Source organism: Pseudoalteromonas sp. T1lg48, from assembly GCF_002964785.1.
GTDB lineage: Bacteria > Pseudomonadota > Gammaproteobacteria > Enterobacterales > Alteromonadaceae > Pseudoalteromonas.
Window position 1 is genome coordinate 226,133 of the sequence record NZ_PQCC01000001.1, and the last position, 15,745, is coordinate 241,877.

At 51.1% G+C, this 15,745-nt stretch carries 17 protein-coding genes, 3 tRNA genes and 1 pseudogene; 8 read left to right on the forward strand and 13 right to left on the reverse strand.

The genetic code is table 11. The features are described 5' to 3' along the window. Positions 1–3 precede the first annotated feature (3 nt). The 6 genes and pseudogenes from hfq to C2M29_RS01090 form a co-directional block, all read right to left on the reverse strand. Positions 4–270, reverse strand: a complete 267-nt coding sequence (hfq, locus tag C2M29_RS01065) for an RNA chaperone Hfq (RefSeq protein WP_105187956.1) — start codon at positions 268–270, stop codon at positions 4–6. Between the two features lie 79 nt (positions 271–349). Continuing rightward, positions 350–1,267, reverse strand: a complete 918-nt coding sequence (gene miaA, locus C2M29_RS01070; RefSeq protein WP_105187957.1) for a tRNA (adenosine(37)-N6)-dimethylallyltransferase MiaA — start codon at positions 1,265–1,267, stop codon at positions 350–352. A 6-nt stretch (positions 1,268–1,273) separates the two neighbouring features. Then, on the reverse strand, positions 1,274–3,112 hold the full coding sequence (gene mutL, locus C2M29_RS01075; RefSeq protein WP_105187958.1) for a DNA mismatch repair endonuclease MutL: 1,839 nt from the start codon (positions 3,110–3,112) through the stop codon (positions 1,274–1,276). A gap of 8 nt (positions 3,113–3,120) precedes the next feature. Next, positions 3,121–4,460: pseudogene (locus tag C2M29_RS01080) on the reverse strand (N-acetylmuramoyl-L-alanine amidase). Further along, on the reverse strand, positions 4,453–4,923 hold the full coding sequence (gene tsaE, locus C2M29_RS01085) for a tRNA (adenosine(37)-N6)-threonylcarbamoyltransferase complex ATPase subunit type 1 TsaE (RefSeq protein WP_105187959.1): 471 nt from the start codon (positions 4,921–4,923) through the stop codon (positions 4,453–4,455). The pseudogene C2M29_RS01080 and the gene tsaE overlap by 8 nt, the downstream one beginning before the upstream one ends. Before the next feature lie 7 nt (positions 4,924–4,930). After that, positions 4,931–6,418: an NAD(P)H-hydrate dehydratase gene (locus C2M29_RS01090; protein WP_105187960.1), complete on the reverse strand. Its 1,488-nt coding sequence runs from the start codon at positions 6,416–6,418 to the stop codon at positions 4,931–4,933. A 12-nt stretch (positions 6,419–6,430) separates the two neighbouring features. Between C2M29_RS01090 and queG the strand changes: the two genes are divergently transcribed. Continuing rightward, positions 6,431–7,597, forward strand: a complete 1,167-nt coding sequence (queG, locus tag C2M29_RS01095) for a tRNA epoxyqueuosine(34) reductase QueG (RefSeq protein WP_105187961.1) — start codon at positions 6,431–6,433, stop codon at positions 7,595–7,597. 35 nt (positions 7,598–7,632) lie between these two features. On the opposite strand, the gene C2M29_RS01100 is transcribed toward queG, so the two are convergent. From C2M29_RS01100 to orn, 5 genes are all read right to left on the reverse strand, one after another. Continuing rightward, positions 7,633–8,055, reverse strand: a complete 423-nt coding sequence (locus tag C2M29_RS01100; RefSeq protein ID WP_105187962.1) for a hypothetical protein — start codon at positions 8,053–8,055, stop codon at positions 7,633–7,635. Between the two features lie 233 nt (positions 8,056–8,288). Beyond that, positions 8,289–8,364: transfer RNA gene (locus tag C2M29_RS01105), tRNA-Gly, on the reverse strand. 132 nt (positions 8,365–8,496) lie between these two features. Next, positions 8,497–8,572 (reverse strand) — tRNA-Gly (locus C2M29_RS01110). Positions 8,573–8,705: 133 nt separating this feature from the next. Then, positions 8,706–8,781: transfer RNA gene (locus C2M29_RS01115), tRNA-Gly, on the reverse strand. A 175-nt stretch (positions 8,782–8,956) separates the two neighbouring features. Then, positions 8,957–9,502 (reverse strand): oligoribonuclease, encoded by a 546-nt coding sequence (gene orn, locus C2M29_RS01120; RefSeq protein WP_105187963.1) that lies wholly within the window; start codon positions 9,500–9,502, stop codon positions 8,957–8,959. 116 nt (positions 9,503–9,618) lie between these two features. Here orn and rsgA point away from each other — a divergent pair, with 116 nt between their 5' ends. After that, on the forward strand, positions 9,619–10,677 hold the full coding sequence (rsgA, locus tag C2M29_RS01125) for a small ribosomal subunit biogenesis GTPase RsgA (protein WP_105187964.1): 1,059 nt from the start codon (positions 9,619–9,621) through the stop codon (positions 10,675–10,677). Positions 10,678–10,794: 117 nt separating this feature from the next. Then, positions 10,795–11,661, forward strand: a complete 867-nt coding sequence (asd, locus tag C2M29_RS01130) for an archaetidylserine decarboxylase (RefSeq protein ID WP_199774842.1) — start codon at positions 10,795–10,797, stop codon at positions 11,659–11,661. Here asd and C2M29_RS01135 read toward each other — a convergent pair. After that, positions 11,650–12,138, reverse strand: coding sequence for a GNAT family N-acetyltransferase (locus C2M29_RS01135; RefSeq protein WP_105187965.1), 489 nt, complete (start codon positions 12,136–12,138; stop codon positions 11,650–11,652). The genes asd and C2M29_RS01135 overlap by 12 nt on opposite strands. A 106-nt stretch (positions 12,139–12,244) precedes the next feature. Here C2M29_RS01135 and C2M29_RS01140 point away from each other — a divergent pair, with 106 nt between their 5' ends. The 5 genes from C2M29_RS01140 (at position 12,245) to C2M29_RS01160 (ending at position 14,837) form a co-directional block, all read left to right on the forward strand. Beyond that, positions 12,245–12,760 carry a glutathione peroxidase gene (locus C2M29_RS01140; protein WP_233998330.1) on the forward strand — a complete coding sequence of 172 codons (516 nt, stop codon included), beginning with the start codon at positions 12,245–12,247 and terminating at the stop codon, positions 12,758–12,760. A 95-nt stretch (positions 12,761–12,855) separates the two neighbouring features. Beyond that, entirely contained in the window at positions 12,856–13,137 is a 282-nt protein-coding gene (locus C2M29_RS01145) for a peptidylprolyl isomerase (RefSeq protein WP_105187967.1), read from the forward strand. Positions 13,138–13,223: 86 nt separating this feature from the next. Continuing rightward, complete coding sequence (locus C2M29_RS01150) at positions 13,224–13,796, forward strand: glutathione S-transferase family protein (protein WP_105187968.1); 573 nt, start codon at positions 13,224–13,226, stop codon at positions 13,794–13,796. A gap of 6 nt (positions 13,797–13,802) precedes the next feature. Then, positions 13,803–14,156, forward strand: coding sequence for a DUF2750 domain-containing protein (locus C2M29_RS01155; protein ID WP_105187969.1), 354 nt, complete (start codon positions 13,803–13,805; stop codon positions 14,154–14,156). A 6-nt stretch (positions 14,157–14,162) separates the two neighbouring features. Then, on the forward strand, positions 14,163–14,837 hold the full coding sequence (locus C2M29_RS01160; RefSeq protein WP_105187970.1) for a hypothetical protein: 675 nt from the start codon (positions 14,163–14,165) through the stop codon (positions 14,835–14,837). Here the strand turns inward: C2M29_RS01160 and C2M29_RS01165 are convergent. Continuing rightward, positions 14,834–15,727: a hypothetical protein gene (locus C2M29_RS01165; RefSeq protein ID WP_105187971.1), complete on the reverse strand. Its 894-nt coding sequence runs from the start codon at positions 15,725–15,727 to the stop codon at positions 14,834–14,836. The two genes, C2M29_RS01160 and C2M29_RS01165, sit on opposite strands and share 4 nt — an antisense overlap. Between the last annotated feature and the right edge of the window lie 18 nt (positions 15,728–15,745).

The window sequence follows — 15,745 nt, forward strand, 5'->3', positions numbered from 1 at the left end:
CTCCTACTGATTAAAATTCCCTTCTTCTGACTCAGGCGCGTCTGTTCCTTGCGCACCGTGGAAATTAACTGAACGGGCCGGCACGACGGTCGAAATCGCGTGCTTATACACCATTTGGTTTACTGTGTTTTCAAGCAAGATTACAAATTGGTCAAATGACTGAATTTTGCCTTGCAGTTTAATGCCGTTAACTAAAAAGATAGAAACAGGAACACGTTCACGACGTAACGCATTCAAAAATGGGTCTTGTAACGATTGGCCTTTTGCCATTGTTATTTTCCTTAGTTTTTAGGTGTTATTATGTAACTATATCTGGAACATACTTAAAAGAAAAATCGTCCCAATAATATTAGCTTAGCGAACTTACTATACGTTGCAAGTTTTCTCTATCCCCACTTTCAAGCCAGGTGAGGTCCGGCCAACCGCGCAACCAGGTTAGCTGGCGCTTTGCTAACTGGCGGGTTGCCGCAATGCCGCGAAAAACCATCTCATCATAGTCAATTTCACCGGCGATGTAATCCCACATTTGTCTATAGCCGACACAACGTATCGAGGGCAAATCAGGGTGTAAATCATTCCTGTTATATAAGGACAAAACTTCATTTTCAAACCCCTGCTCCAGCATAATTTTGAATCTTTTCTCTATGCGCTGGTGCAACACCTTGCGATCACTTGGCGCAATCGCAAACTGATAAACAGGAAAATCAAGAGCTTGTGCCTTGGTTTGCTGCAGCTCCGTGATGGTTTTACCACTTATACGAAAAACTTCTAAGGCGCGGTTAATACGCTGCGAATCGTTGGCGTTTATCTTTGCCGCGGCCTGAGGATCGATCTCCTGCAGCTGCTGATGCAATGCCGGCCAGCCTTGTTCCTTGGCTTCGGTTTCCAGTTGTGCACGCACCGCGTCATCGGCCTCGGGAAGGGGCGACAACCCCTCAAGTAAGCCTTTGAAATACATCATGGTACCGCCAACCAATAAGGGCACCTTGCCTTGGCTATGCAGCTCTTTGATATGAGCCAGGGCATCACTGCGAAAATCCGCCATGGAGTAGCTTTCGGCCGGGTCGATGATGTCGATCAATCGATGCGGCGCCTTTGCCAGCTCTTCGGCATTGGGTTTGGCCGTGCCTATGTCCATGCCCTTATATACCAGGGCCGAGTCAACGCTGATCACTTCGGTATCAAAATGCTGGCATAGCTCGATGGCGAGGTCGGTTTTCCCCGAGGCCGTTGGCCCCATTAAAAAAATAACTGGCAGTGTACTCACAGAACTTTAAACGCTTATTTGGTTGAGGTACTCGGATACGTCTATTTTAACGGCTTTTTGCTGTAAACGCTGCATAATCTCTGGGCATTTTTGCAGTTGCAACTGCCACCCCAGAAAATCATTGCCATCAAAATAGGCCGCCGGCACCTGGGTTAACAGCCATTGTAGCCAGGGTTGCTCACCGTCTTTTTCACTCAGCGGCGCCGCTAACAGGCGCTCGACCACCTCTTTGGCATCCAGGCTATACAAGCAGCTCGGCAGGCGTTTGACCATGACATGCTGTTTTGCCAGTTCCAGATCAAACCCCAGCACCGCCAACCAGGACTGGCACTGTGCCAGCCGGGTAGATTCTTCATTGTTGATGGCTACTCGCACCGGCAGTAGGAGCGCTCTGGCGGGCAACTGTGCATCTTCTTGCAGCTGTTGCTGCCAGGCGGGTAACAACACAGAGCGCCAATCTCCGAGATACAATTCGCCCCCTTGGCTAAAGGCACAGCGGCCCATATGCAAAGGCAGAATTTCAACATGTTGACCCGTTACCGCCGCCCCCGCTATGGGCGCTACCTGCTGTGCGGCCTGAGTAAAACCGTGCGCTTGCACCTCGCTAATCCCTTGGTAAAAGCGATTAGCTTGCTCGATTTGCGCCGCCTTGGGAGCAGAACTGGCGTAGCCACTATTAGCGACTCCACCACCTGAAGACACCCGAGGAGATGCAGAGGCTGCCGAGCCCCATGACTGAGCCTCATGTTGCGGCTGCCTAAGCTGTGGCTGCAAATGGGATTTCGGATAATCGCCTGAGTGTGCTGGCGAACTGGCGGCTTGGGGTTGCGCCACTGCTTCTTGCCCAGCAAACAGGCTTTGCTCGGTGGTGATTAACTGCTGCACCGCCTGTAAAATAAAGTCATGCACCAAACGCGCCTGATGAAAGCGTACCTCATGTTTAGCCGGATGCACATTCACATCCACCTGGCGGGGGTCGATTTCTAAATACAGTACAAACGCCGGCACATGGGTGGCACCCACATGCTCTTCAAAGGCCTGACGAATCGCATGAAGGATCAGCTTGTCGCGCATCATCCGACCATTGACATAGGTGTATTGTGGCTCGGTTTGGGTTTCCTGAGGCATGATCCAACCATGCAAGTACAGGCCCTGTTCGCCGCTTTGCAAATGCATTCCTTGCTCCGCAAACCCTTTACCTGCGACTTGAGCAATGCGTTTAACCGCCTGTTCTTCGCTCACCGGACGATATTGGCGGACCACCTTGCCGTTGTGCGTTAACGTCAGGGCGATATCAAGGCGACTTAAGGCGATACGCTTGAGCAGCTCGTCAATATGGTTGAACTCGGTTTTTTCGGTGCGTAAAAACTTACGTCGCGCCGGCGTATTAAAAAACAAATCCTTCACTTCGATGCTGGTGCCGTCGGGGTGAGCCGTCGGCTGAACCTGCACCGCCATATCCCGGCCCTCGGCAAATGCCTGCCAAGCCTCGGTTTGCGCCGCCGGCTTGGATTTCAGCGTGAGCCGAGATACCGAACTGATAGACGCCAGGGCTTCGCCACGAAAACCCAGCGAACAAATATTTTCCAGATCATCGAGACTTTTTAGCTTACTGGTGGCATGGCGCGATAACGCTAGCGTGAGCTCGTCTTTTGCAATTCCACTGCCGTTATCGGTAATGCGAATAAGCTTATGGCCGCCGCGCTCAATGTCGATACGAATACGCGTGGCGCCGGCATCCAGGCTGTTTTCAACCAACTCTTTAACCACCGAGGCGGGACGCTCAACAACCTCACCGGCGGCAATTTGGTTAGCCAAACGCGCCGGTAATATCTCTATGCTCATAAGCTCTCTTAGGTGCTGGGAATGGTCAGTACCTGGCCGATATAGACCCGATCTGATTTTAGTTTGTTACCTGCTTAAGGGCGTTTACCGAAACGCCGTAACGACTAGCGACCACGCTTAACGACTCGCCGCGAGAAATCTTATGACGCGTTGGACTCTGCGCCTTAATGGTGGCGAACAGGGAGTCATCCGGTGGGTTTTGTTGATAATACCCGCGGATCGACTTAAATACCGCTTGCGCCAGTTTTTCCTGGTGCCCCGCCGACAGCAACAAGCGCTCTTCGTGTGGGTTGGAGATAAAGCCGGTTTCCACCAGGATCGACGGAATATCCGGTGACTTCAATACCCCCAGGCTCGCTGCTTGTGGATAGCGCTTATGCATTTTCGCTACCTTGCTGAGCTCTTTAACCGTCTCCTCGGCGACCTTAAAGCCGGTTTTCATGGAATGATCCATAGACATATCGAGCAAGGTCTGCGCCAAATATTTTTCACTGGCGGTATCACGAATTACATCGGCTGCACCACCGAGTAATTCGGAGTGTTTTTCCCTGTCCTCAATCCATTTACCAATTTCAGAATTGGCGCGGCGCAGTGACAGCACCCACACCGATGCGCCTCTAGGCTGAGGACTGGTAAAGGCATCGGCATGAATGGAAACCAGGAAATCGGCCTTGCGCTCACGCGCCTTAGCGCTACGCGAGTTGACCTTGATAAAGTAATCACCACTGCGCACTAAATACGCCTTCATACCACGCTCGGCATTGATCAAGCGCTCCAGACGTTTGGCAATTTTCAGGGTGATGTCTTTTTCATAGGTGCCACTTGGGCCGATGGAGCCCGGATCTTCACCGCCATGACCGGCATCGATGGCGATCACTATGTCGCGATTCGTTTCAAGTAGACGATTTTTAGGAGTCTTTTCGACACTCTGGCCATCGCTTTTATCGTATAAATCGATCACCAAGCGGTCTTTATAGGGGCCGGTCGGCGCCAGAGCAAAGAGTACCGGTTTTGTCGGTTTAAGCAGCTCAAAAACAACCCGGGTGGAACCGGCTTTTTTTGGCTTGCTGGCACGGATCACATCAACAAGCTGGTGTTTTTTTTCTATGCTTGGAAAATCGCTATGTCGGGCAGTGTTATTAATATCGACCACCAGCCGCCGCGGATTACTCAACATAAAGAAGCTGTAATCCGGCTTTTCGGCCATATCGAATACAATGCGGGTGCTATCCGGCGACGGCCACACCCGTACGCCTTCAATTTTATTCTGGGCCGAAACGGCCGCAGCCCACAGCAGTAGTATGCAACTTAAGGTAATTTTGCTCGCGGTTGTAATTGTTCTAAGCATTGCCTTTTAACTTCGTTACTATGTCAGCGCCTCGCTCGGTGTCGGCAAGAATGCTGATCTCACGCGCCTCTCCGTTGTACTCTAACGTGATTTTTAAATCGGCGCGAGGGATCACCCCGGCACCCTTACTTGGCCACTCTAGAATACACACGGCATTGTCATCAAAATAATCCCTGATCCCCATAAATTCCAGCTCTTCGGGATCAGCTAATCGATATAAATCAAAATGATATATATTGACCTCGGGTAGCTCATAAGGTTCCACCAAGGTATAGGTGGGACTCTTAACCTTGCCTTTATGGCCCAGCCCTTGCACCAGCCCCCGACTCAAGGTGGTTTTACCGGCCCCCAGATCGCCATAGAGATAAATCACCACACCACCTGCCACCAACTTGGCGAGGGTATTGCCAAAGGCCACTGTGGCCGCTTCATCGGCTAGATACTGGTGATATACATGACTCATCTGTTGCTTATCCTACTAATGCTCTTAAAACTGGGAATAAATCGCTGGCTAGTAGCCCCTTGCCACCTTGCGCCGCCGCCTGTTCGGCAGCAAAACCATGCAAGTATGCACCAAGGCATGTGGCATCCTGGACACTGAGTCCCTGGGCTAACAAAGCAGCTATAATACCAGATAATACATCACCCATCCCAGCGCTCGCTAGTACCTCGCTGCCACTGCTGTTGATCCACAGCCTTTGCTCACAGCCGATCAAGGTACCCGGCCCCTTTAACAATACGGTTGCTTGATGACGTTTTGCCAGTTCTCTGAGAGCATCAAAACGATTGGCTTCGACCTCGACCACGGATGTCCTTAATAGCCTGGCAGCTTCTTTAGGATGAGGTGTCAGCACCGCCGAGCCCAGCTCCTGAGGATGCTGAGCCAGTAAGTTAAGGGCATCGGCATCGATCACCTTAATTTTATCCTTGCCAAGCTTTAACACTTGCTCGAGCATCTCCCGGGCCCAGGAGCATTGTCCCAGCCCAGGCCCCACAACCAGCACCGATGCCTTGTCGATGAGTGGCGTCAGCTGCTCGCTTTTCTTTACCCCATGTACCATCAGCTCATAGCGCCCCTGCAAGACCGCTATCACATTATCCGGGTGGGTGGCCACACTGACCAGGCCGGCACCACAGCGCAGCGCCGCCTCACTGGCCAAACGCGCGGCTCCGGCCATGCCTGGGCCACCACCTATCACCAGCACATGGCCAGCATTATTTTTATGGGCACAGGGCTGGCGCTGCGGACGCTTCCTCATCATCTCCTCATGAACGAGACGACGCGCCTTAGGCATACAGATATGGGCAAAAGCCTGATCCACGCCAAGGGGGGCGAACCAGAGTAGGCCACATTGCGCCTTGGCTCGTCCGGTGAGCATCCCCTGCTTTAAACCGATAAAAGTCAGTGTATGGTGAGCGGCAAACGCCCCTTGATAGACTTCACCGCTTTTGGCATTAACCCCACTGGGCACATCGATGGCAATACGCACCGCACGCAATTCATTGAGGTGAGTAAAGGTATCTTGCAGCTCCTGGCTCAACGGACGATCTAGGCCGATACCAAATACGCCATCTATGATCAGTTCGAACTGGTGCAGATTGGGCTTGGCTACGCACTCGCCTCCACCCTGCAGATAGCGCCGCATCATTTCTTTGGCATCGCTACCCAAATAAGCCAAAGACAACAGTGGCCACACTTGCACCGAATAACCGGCACGCTTTAGCTGCTCGGCAACAACAAAACCATCGCCGCCATTATTGCCACTGCCAACCACCACCAGTACCCGCTGGTTATTAGGGTAATGTGCCTGCACCCAGGCCGCCACGGACCCACCGGCCGTTTCCATCAGCTCGGTCATGCCGATGCCGCAGTGCTTGGCTGCTTGCGCCTCGTTTTCTCTTAACTGTTGGGGGCTATAAGCCTGCTGTGGTAAATTAGTACTGTAGCTAAGATACATGGTTGTTTACTTTTGCCTCAAGACACTATCAATTATCCTGAACTAGCCCAGCAAATTAAGCAATGGGCAAGCGAACTGGGTTTTGCCGATGCCGCAATCTGCGATATCGATTTGCGCCAGCATGAAGCCCAGTTACAACGCTGGCTCGATTTAGGGTATCACGGCGAAATGAACTTTATGGCCGAGCATGGTACCAAGCGCTCACGCCCGGATGAACTGGTACCGGGCACGCAGCGGGTGATCTCCCTGAAAATGCACTATCTGCCCCCCGATGCAGGCTTTGCGAAAACTTTAAAAGACCCGAACCTGGCCTATATCAGTCGCTACGCCCTGGGCCGCGATTACCACAAGCTTATGCGCAACCGCATTAAGAAGCTAGGTCAGCGCATAAGCGAACAGGTGGAAAACCTTGGCTTTCGTCCCTTTGTCGACTCGGCTCCGGTGCTAGAGCGTCAGCTAGCCGCCAAGGCGGGACTGGGCTTTACCGGCAAGCACAGTTTAATTATCGACAAACAGGCGGGCTCCTGGTTCTTTTTGGGTGAATTATTTGTCGATATTCCCCTCCCCGTGGACGACCCCGCCGAGCGCCAGGCCAGCCTGGGCGACTGTGGCAATTGCGTGGCTTGTATGACCATGTGCCCTACCGGCGCCATAGTTGAACCCTTTGTGGTCGATGCCCGCAAATGTATTTCCTACCTGACCATAGAACTTAAAGGCGCCATTCCCGAGCGGTACCGTCAGGCCATGGGCAACCGTATTTATGGCTGTGATGATTGCCAGCTGATTTGCCCCTGGAATCGCTATGGTCAAATTACCGCCGAGCAAGACTTTCATGCCCGGGCTCAACTGCGCGATCAAAGCCTGCTTACGCTCTTTAATTGGGATGAAGCAACCTTTTTAAAGAACACCGAAGGCAGCCCGATACGCCGCATTGGCCATCAGCGCTGGCTTCGCAATATTGCCGTGGCTCTGGGTAATGCCCCATATGATAAAACCATAGTGCAGGCCCTTGAGGCACGACTCAGTGAGGTCGATGAGCTGGTTAGCGAGCATATTCACTGGGCATTGACACAACAGCAAAACAAAGCACAGGCCATAGAGGTCAAGGTTATTAGCACCGAGAAGAAGACCCAACGCCTTATTCGTGCCGTGGAAAAAGGTTTAGTTCGGGACGCGTAGTTCGAGACGCGCAGTTAGAGGCACATAGCATCCCCCTAACTAACAGCGCCTCGCTCCCCACACAATTGGGATAACCGTTTATCGGTAGCTTCCACTAGGGCACACAACTGCGCGCGAAGATTGGCATGGCGTTGCGGCACTTGCTCCGGCATAGTCAAAATAAGCAGGCTGACTTTGTCACAATTAACCAATAGGTGTTGAGAAAACTCCTGCAAGCGACCCCGCCCTTTCAACATATCAAATAGTTCGATAACGATGGGAGAGCATGTCCCCGTATGGGCCAGGTGCAACACCTTGCCGCCTAAACGTAATTCGACATTACTTTGTAATCCCAACTCCTGCACGGTGTCGATCAGGGCCGCACCCAATTGTGCCGGCTCACCAAACTGTTCGATTTGCATCACGTAATCACGCGCCGTATTTGCTTCACCGCACTTTGACACCCTTTGCCCCGCCATCTCTACACTCTTTTACTTAAGCTTTGTGTAACTATAGTCAATTAAATTAAAGCAACAGCCATTGCGAATCAGTTTACCGGAGCTCCGAACAAGGCAGCGCCTAAGCAGCTAACACAATAGTATTAGCAAAAAATCCCGGTGGATAATTAACAGCAGAAAGTACCAAAAACTACATTGGGAACTGGTTAAAGAGAAAAGGGTATGTGTATCTGAAAAATCTTTAGGAAGAAAATTGGAGCGGCACACGAGGTTCGAACTCGTGACCTCAACCTTGGCAAGGTTGCGCTCTACCAGCTGAGCTAGTGCCGCTTCATAGGTCGCTCTTTGTTTTATCGCTGGTCGCAACCTGAGGTTGCGGCTTTGCAATTTAGCAGCTGAGCTAGTGCCGCTTCATAGGTCTCTGAGATTTTCACTAACTACCGAGACAAGAGGTTAGTAAATTGGAGCGGCACACGAGGTTCGAACTCGTGACCTCAACCTTGGCAAGGTTGCGCTCTACCAGCTGAGCTAGTGCCGCTTCATAGGTCGCTCTTTGTTTTATCGCTGGTCGCAACCTGAGGTTGCGGCTTTGCAATTTAGCAGCTGAGCTAGTGCCGCTTCACAAATGCTCTGAAGTGAGATTCAAACGTTGAGCTAAACGAGTGAAAATTTGGAGCGGCACACGAGGTTCGAACTCGTGACCTCAACCTTGGCAAGGTTGCGCTCTACCAGCTGAGCTAGTGCCGCTTCATAAGGTCGCTCATAAAATTTCCGCTGGAGCGCAACTGGTTGCGTCTAACGTTTTAGCAGCTGAGCTAGTGCCGCTTCATTAGGGCTTAAATAACAAACAAAGCTGTTCGTCTTAAGCGGGGCAGGATTCTACAATATTGCCCCTTGTTTGCAAGCCCTTTTTTAGGATTTTTTAAATTTTGAAGATTTCTGTACGATAAACCTGCAATTCCATGATCGAGTCCTTAATATCGTCCAAAGCCAGGTGTGACCCCTGCTTGGTTACTTTATTGAGGACCTCGGGCTGCCAGCGTCGTGCTAATTCTTTAATGGTGCTGACATCGATATTGCGATAGTGGAAGTAGTTATCCAGCTCGGGCATATAACGTACGAGAAAACGGCGATCCTGGCCGATGGAATTACCACATAAGGGAGAGGCCCCTTTTGGCACCCATTGCTCCAAAAATGCCAGGGTTTCAGCCATGGCTTCTTGCTCCGTCACCTCACTGGCTTTGCACCGTGCAGTTAACCCCGACTTACCGTGTTGGTTGGTGCACCACTCATCCATGCCATCGAGCAATTCATCACTTTGTTTAATGGCAATAACCGGGCCTTGAGCAAGAATATTAAGCTCACTGTCGGTAATTATGGTCGCTATTTCCAAGATCCGGTCATGCTCTGGGTTTAATCCCGTCATTTCCAAATCTAACCACACTAAATTCTTATCATTCACGGCCATCTCAGCCCAACCCTGCTTTACTTTCGGTTTAACGCAATAAGATATATCATATTAGCTTAACTCATAGACCTAAAGCTTTTTTAAAAAGGTTTAGACCAGCTAAGTACAGAGACCGCGTGGCAAAAAAGAAAAAACTGTCCAAAGGCCAAGCTCGACGCATTCGAGCTAACCACCAAAAGCGCTTACAACGCGCCAAAGAAAGCTCAGCCGACACCAACATTACAGAATTCGATAGCGATAATCTCGGTGCTCAGGAGCCGGGGGTTGTTGTCAGTCGCTTTGGCCAACATGCCGACGTAGAAACGCCCGACGGTGAAGTACTTCGCTGTAACATTCGCCGTACCGTAACCAGTTTGGTGTGTGGCGATGAAGTACTATTCCGCCGCGCTAACGTCAGCGATGGTGACATTGCCGGCGTGGTTGAGCTGGTTGAAGAACGCCGCTCACAACTCACTCGCCCCGACTTTTATGATGGCGTTAAGGTGGTGGCTGCCAATATCGATCAGATTCTGATGGTATCGGCCGTGGTGCCCGAGTTCAGTACGCAAATTATCGACCGCTATATCGTCGCCTGTGAAGACATGGGCATTGCCCCGGTATTGCTGTTAAATAAGGTCGACATGCTTGAGGATGAAGACCGCGATATGTTTATGGAAATACTCGCCGAATATCATGAGCTGGGCTACGACATTCATCTGGTCAGCAGCCACAGTGGCGAAGGCATGGATAACCTTAAAGCCGAGCTGGTCGATAAAAACAGTATTTTCGTGGGTCAAAGTGGCGTCGGTAAATCAAGCCTGGTTAACGCCTTGCTGCCCGATGCCGAGATCCTCACTCAGGAAGTCTCCTCTAACAGCGGCCTAGGGCAACATACCACCACTGTCTCGCGCCTGCATCACCTGCCCAGCGGCGGTAATCTGATTGACTCACCGGGTATCCGCGAATTCGGTTTATGGCATCTCGAGCCGGAGCGTGTGGCCTGGTGCTTTAAAGAATTCCGCCAGTTTTTAGGTGGTTGCAAATTCAGAGACTGCAAACATCTGGACGACCCGGGTTGCTTATTACGCGAGGCCGTTGAAAATGGCGATATCGCCGAGTTTCGCTTTGAAAACTACCACCGTATTATCGAATCAATGGCGGATGGTCGCGCTGGAGCCCGAAATCCACGGGTGTAAACTGGTAGCCTGAGGCACCGTTATAAGGCCTGACCAAGACTCCTGCCTGATTATTAGGCTATGGTTTTTACTCCTTGATTTAGCTACCATTCGTAAAAATATTTTGAGAATTAAACAGTGAACTTAGATAAAGTAAAAATTGCTCTTCAATATGCAATGCCGAAGCACGGCGTATCCCGTTTGGTTGGAAAACTTGCCGCGGCCAAAGCCGGCAAGCTGACCACCGCACTTATCAAGTTGTTTATCAAACAATACAAGATTGATATGAGCGAAGCCTTGCATGAAGCCCCTGAGCATTATCAAACCTTTAATGAGTTCTTCACTCGCCCGCTCAAGCCCGGCATTCGCCCATTAGCCGAAGACGCCGACATTGTCGCGCACCCGGTCGACGGCGCCATTAGCCAATTGGGTGATATTCTCGACGGTCAATTAGTGCAGGCCAAGGGCCACTACTACAGCCTGCAGGCCTTATTAGGCGGTAAAGAGGCGGATGCGGAGCCTTTTTGGGGTGGTAAGTTTGCCACTATTTACTTGGCACCCAAGGATTATCACCGTATCCACATGCCCGTCGATGGCACCCTAAAACGCATGATCTACGTACCCGGTGACTTGTTCTCGGTTAATCCGTTGACGGCGCAAAACGTGCCTAACCTGTTTGCCCGCAACGAGCGTGTAGTGGCCATATTCGATACCGAGATAGGTCCGCTTGCCATGGTCTTGGTCGGCGCCACCATAGTAGCCAGTATCGAAACCGTTTGGGCCGGCACAGTAACGCCACCAGCGGGTAAAGACGTATTCAGTTGGGATTACCCCAGCACCGGAGATCGTGCCGTACATCTGAAAAAGGGTGAAGAAATGGGCCGCTTTAAACTGGGCTCCACCGTGGTGTTGGCCTGGGGCGCCAATCAAGCCGACTTCCTCAGCACTCAGGCCCCCGAGACGGTAACTCGCATGGGGACCCCTTTTGCGAAGTTAGTCGACTAAACTCTTCCCCAGGATGGTCAGGTTATAATGCTGGCCATCCATAGTCGCTACCTTAGGTAGCTCCCCCCATTGGCTAAACCCAGCCTGCTTAAACAAACGAATGCTTGGTGTGTTATGGCTAAATATAAAGGCCAACAGATTGGTGACACCCAAGCGTTTCGCCTGCTGCTCGGCAAATGCCAGGCTCTGCTTTCCTAAGCCACGACCGCGCACCGATTCACACAGGTAAATGGCAACCTCCACGGTTTGCTCGTAAGCGGGACGACCATAGAAGGATTTGAAGCTCACCCAGCCAACCACCCGATCCTCATCTTTGCATACAAAAATGGGCCGCTTGTCATTATGGGATAAAAACCACTCTCGACGGGACTCGACGCTGACCAATTCGGTGTCGGCGGTAACCATGCGACTGGGGATGGTTTGATTATAAATGGCGACTATACTGGGTAAATCTTCAATCTGAGCGGGTACAAACATAATTCAGCCACAAGTCTGGGTGATCTAATGTGCCGATACTAACCTATAAAGTAAAACTAACAATAATTTGAGAGTAAACATGTTGAAATTATTTTTTGCCACACTGATGACTATGAGTGCCTCCTTGGCTTATGCCAGTGACAACCAAGAGTGCGGCGACTTTACCGATATCGAGGTGCGCAAGTTGCGCTCCGAGCAAAGCGTGAACTTATGCCAGTTTAAAGACTCCCCCTTGCTCATCGTCAACACCGCGAGCAACTGCGGCTTTACACCCCAATTTAAGGAGCTCGAACAGCTGCACCAAAAGTACAAGGACCAAGGCTTGGTTATTCTGGGTTTTCCCTCCGACGATTTCTTCCAAGAGGAAGATGAAGAAAAAGACACCGCCAAGGTCTGCTTTATCAACTATGGTGTGACCTTTACCATGATGGCGCCGGTATCGGTGCGCGGCTCAGATGCCCACCCCGTTTTTCAGTTTCTTAATGAGCAAACCAGCTCGCCGAATTGGAATTTTTATAAATATCTGGTGAGCAAGGACAGACAACAGGTGCAACGCTTTAACAGCCGCACTAAGCCGTTGTCGAGCGAACTAACCACGGCAATTGAGCAGGCGCTAGAATGACAAAGGCCAAACTTCAGCTACAATTACGGTGGCCAACTTAAGGTTGGCAGGCTAGTCTTGTCTCTTTGATTATAAAGATTATATGGAGTGTAAACATGGCATTGGCAAGTGCGCGTCACATACTGGTAGATAACGAGGCCTTGTGTCTCGATCTGAAGGAGCAAATTGAGCAAGGCGCTGACTTTGCGGAACTGGCAAAAAGACATTCAATGTGCCCGAGTTCGCAAGACGGCGGGGCGCTCGGTGAATTTGGTCCCGGTATGATGGTGCCCGAGTTTGATAAAGTAGTATTTTCTGCACCTCTTAATGTGGTTCAGGGCCCAGTACAAACCCAATTCGGCTATCACCTTCTTGAGGTCACCAGTCGCAGCGATTAATTCCTTTAAATTTCAGTTGCATTGACCGCCAAGCCTGCTATGTTGGAGCTCTCGAACACAGACTCACGCTTACGGCAGGTTTGGCAATGCAATTGTATGGCTCCAACACGTCTCCTTTCGCTCGTCGCTTACGCATCTGGTGTGAACAGCACAATTTAGCGGTTTCTTATCAACATCTTGATATTTTTTCGCCCGACGGCAGAAAATTCCTTTTGGCGCACAGCCCTGTGGCTAAGATCCCTTTTTTGGTCGATGGCGAGCAGGTTATTTACGACTCCAATGTCATTTATGACTACCTAACGGCACACTTTAAGCTACCCGGCATGAGCTGGGATGAACGTAATCAACTCACCATGATCAACGCCGCCAATGACTCGGCCATCGAGCTGCTATTGAGTCAGCGTTCGGGCTTTGATACCAACGAAGAGTACTTATTCTTCGACTTACAAAAACAGCGTATCGCCCAGTGCCTTAATGCCTTGGAGCATCAAGTAGAAGCCATGGAACACGCTTATGTGCGGGCCAGTCTCTTTTGCTTGCTCGATTGGCTACAATTCAGAGAGCTGCATGATTTAACGCCCTACCCGGCACTCACCGCTTTTTTGCAAGCGCAGCAAGCTTTACCCGCAGCACAAGCAACCGATCCAAGACAGGGATAATAAAACATGGCACATGACGACATTGAAATTGAATCGCAGTGGGAGTTGTTCTGCGAACAGGTGCAACAAACCCAAGAGGTGTGGTTACTCGGTAGTGATGACGGCGGGATCGCCTCGGTCAGCTCTGCCTACGACGACAACCAGGATGTGTTGCTAATGTGGCACAGTGAAGAGCTGGCTCAGGCCCAATGCACCGGTGATTGGCAAGGATTTACCCCGTTTTCCTTATCCCTAGATGAAGTCCTTGAGGACTTTGCCCCTCAGTTGATAGACGACAATGTCATGGTCGGTATCAACTGGGATAACCAGGTTTGCACCGAGCTGTCGGCCAAGTCCTTGGTGAGCGCATTAACCGATTAATACGTTGTGAAAACCCATTTAGGCCGGCGGCCATTTACCAGTATGGAGTTGCATACCCTGTTTTCCGGGTATGTCTATGGTGATGACAAGCAAGCGCGTGAGCAGCCTAAGCATTGGCATTTTTGGCTGCCGCTGCTGGCCTATTACAGCGGTGGTTTTAGCGACGAGCTCGCATCATTAGCGCTCAGCGATATCGATATCACCAGCACCATCCCAGTTTTACACCTGCATACCCATGGCAAGATAAAGGCCCGTAAAATTCCTATTCACCCGCATTTATTTGCCTGCGGCCTGAGCGAGTACATAGATTTCGTCAGGACCCAGCAGCACAGCCGCTTATTGTTCGACCTACCGGCTAAGTCGGGACGTTACAGTGAAAAGGCCCGCATTTGGTTTTCCGGTGAGGGCGAGCGCGCCGGTTATATGCAAAAATGTCACCTGCCGACCGTGGATCAACAAGGCCACAAAACAGCGCTCAGCAGCCTGCGCCTTAATTTTGAGCAAAGCATTCGCATCAGCGCCATGCAGCTTAACTGCAAACCGGGTTTTTACTACCTGATGGGGCTAAAAGATTACCCCCAGGATGATTTTGCCGATCTGCGCACCCTGCAAAAGATTGTGCGCGGGGTACGCATAGTGAACGCCCATAGCCATTGGCGACGCTTTTGCGCTCGGAGTTAATCCTCACACACAAACGCCAGCTTATCGCCCTCGGGTAAATAACTCAGTCGGGTAATATTACCTTCACAGTAGCCGCTTAAATCATGCCACAGGCTGGCCGCCTTGGGACTTTGCAGCTGCTTTTGATACACCCGCCCGCCGTAGGCATAGGCGATTGTGTCCTCCTTGACCCAGGTGTAGTCCTGCACCCCCTGCGGCAAACGAAATAGCTGGGTCACGGTTTTCGTGTCCGGTGCAAAGGTGCTGAACCAGTTTTGCTGTTTTAGCTGCTGAGTAAAGGTAAAGGCTCCCAGTGCAGGATTATAGCTAAAGCCACGACCCGGGTTATCGGCCACATGATGGATATTCTCCGGCTCGGCCAGAGTAAAGTACTGAGCGCTATGCGGTTCACCTAGGGCAAACACCAGCAAGTCCTGCCGCGCTCCCCAAGCGTGATAACCTATGGTCAGGCCGTTATCCAGGATGCGTGTGCTTGGCGCCGACTCACCCAGGGGGTAGTACCACAACTTTTGGCTGCCATCGGGTTCAACTACCACGGCCGACAAGGCGTTTAAACCGGGCACCACGACCGACAAGGCATTTAAACCTGGCACCAGGGTAGGCGAATATTCGCTGTAAGCTGGAGTATTACTGATATTGCGGCGACCCTGGGTGGCGAAGTCATAAAAGAAGATTTCCTTTTGCGCCCGCTCATCGCTGCCTATTTCAAAACTGTAGTAGACGCCATCTTTACTTATCGCCGGCTGATTACTGTAAGTCCCGCGCTCGCTCACCGCCAGCACCTCGGGCTGTCCCTGTTCATCCTGTTGCAACAGCAGTATTTGGCTCTGGGCCAGGGCCAACGGGCTGCAGCACAGCAGGCTTAATGCCTTTAAAGTTGTTAATTTCATTAGTGTTTTCGTTCTTGT

What these genes read in the sequence shown, in the direction of transcription:
- hfq (WP_105187956.1), bottom strand. Translation starts at nt 270, where the DNA reads ATGGCAAAAGGCCAATCGTTACAAGACCCATTTTTGAATGCGTTACGT.
- mutL (WP_105187958.1), bottom strand. Translation starts at nt 3,112, where the DNA reads ATGAGCATAGAGATATTACCGGCGCGTTTGGCTAACCAAATTGCCGCC.
- tsaE (WP_105187959.1), bottom strand. Translation starts at nt 4,923, where the DNA reads ATGAGTCATGTATATCACCAGTATCTAGCCGATGAAGCGGCCACAGTG.
- C2M29_RS01090 (WP_105187960.1), bottom strand. Translation starts at nt 6,418, where the DNA reads ATGTATCTTAGCTACAGTACTAATTTACCACAGCAGGCTTATAGCCCC.
- C2M29_RS01100 (WP_105187962.1), bottom strand. Translation starts at nt 8,055, where the DNA reads ATGGCGGGGCAAAGGGTGTCAAAGTGCGGTGAAGCAAATACGGCGCGT.
- orn (WP_105187963.1), bottom strand. Translation starts at nt 9,502, where the DNA reads ATGGCCGTGAATGATAAGAATTTAGTGTGGTTAGATTTGGAAATGACG.
- C2M29_RS01135 (WP_105187965.1), bottom strand. Translation starts at nt 12,138, where the DNA reads ATGTTTGTACCCGCTCAGATTGAAGATTTACCCAGTATAGTCGCCATT.
- C2M29_RS01140 (WP_233998330.1), top strand. Translation starts at nt 12,245, where the DNA reads ATGACTATGAGTGCCTCCTTGGCTTATGCCAGTGACAACCAAGAGTGC.
- C2M29_RS01145 (WP_105187967.1), top strand. Translation starts at nt 12,856, where the DNA reads ATGGCATTGGCAAGTGCGCGTCACATACTGGTAGATAACGAGGCCTTG.
- C2M29_RS01150 (WP_105187968.1), top strand. Translation starts at nt 13,224, where the DNA reads ATGCAATTGTATGGCTCCAACACGTCTCCTTTCGCTCGTCGCTTACGC.
- C2M29_RS01155 (WP_105187969.1), top strand. Translation starts at nt 13,803, where the DNA reads ATGGCACATGACGACATTGAAATTGAATCGCAGTGGGAGTTGTTCTGC.
- C2M29_RS01165 (WP_105187971.1), bottom strand. Translation starts at nt 15,727, where the DNA reads ATGAAATTAACAACTTTAAAGGCATTAAGCCTGCTGTGCTGCAGCCCG.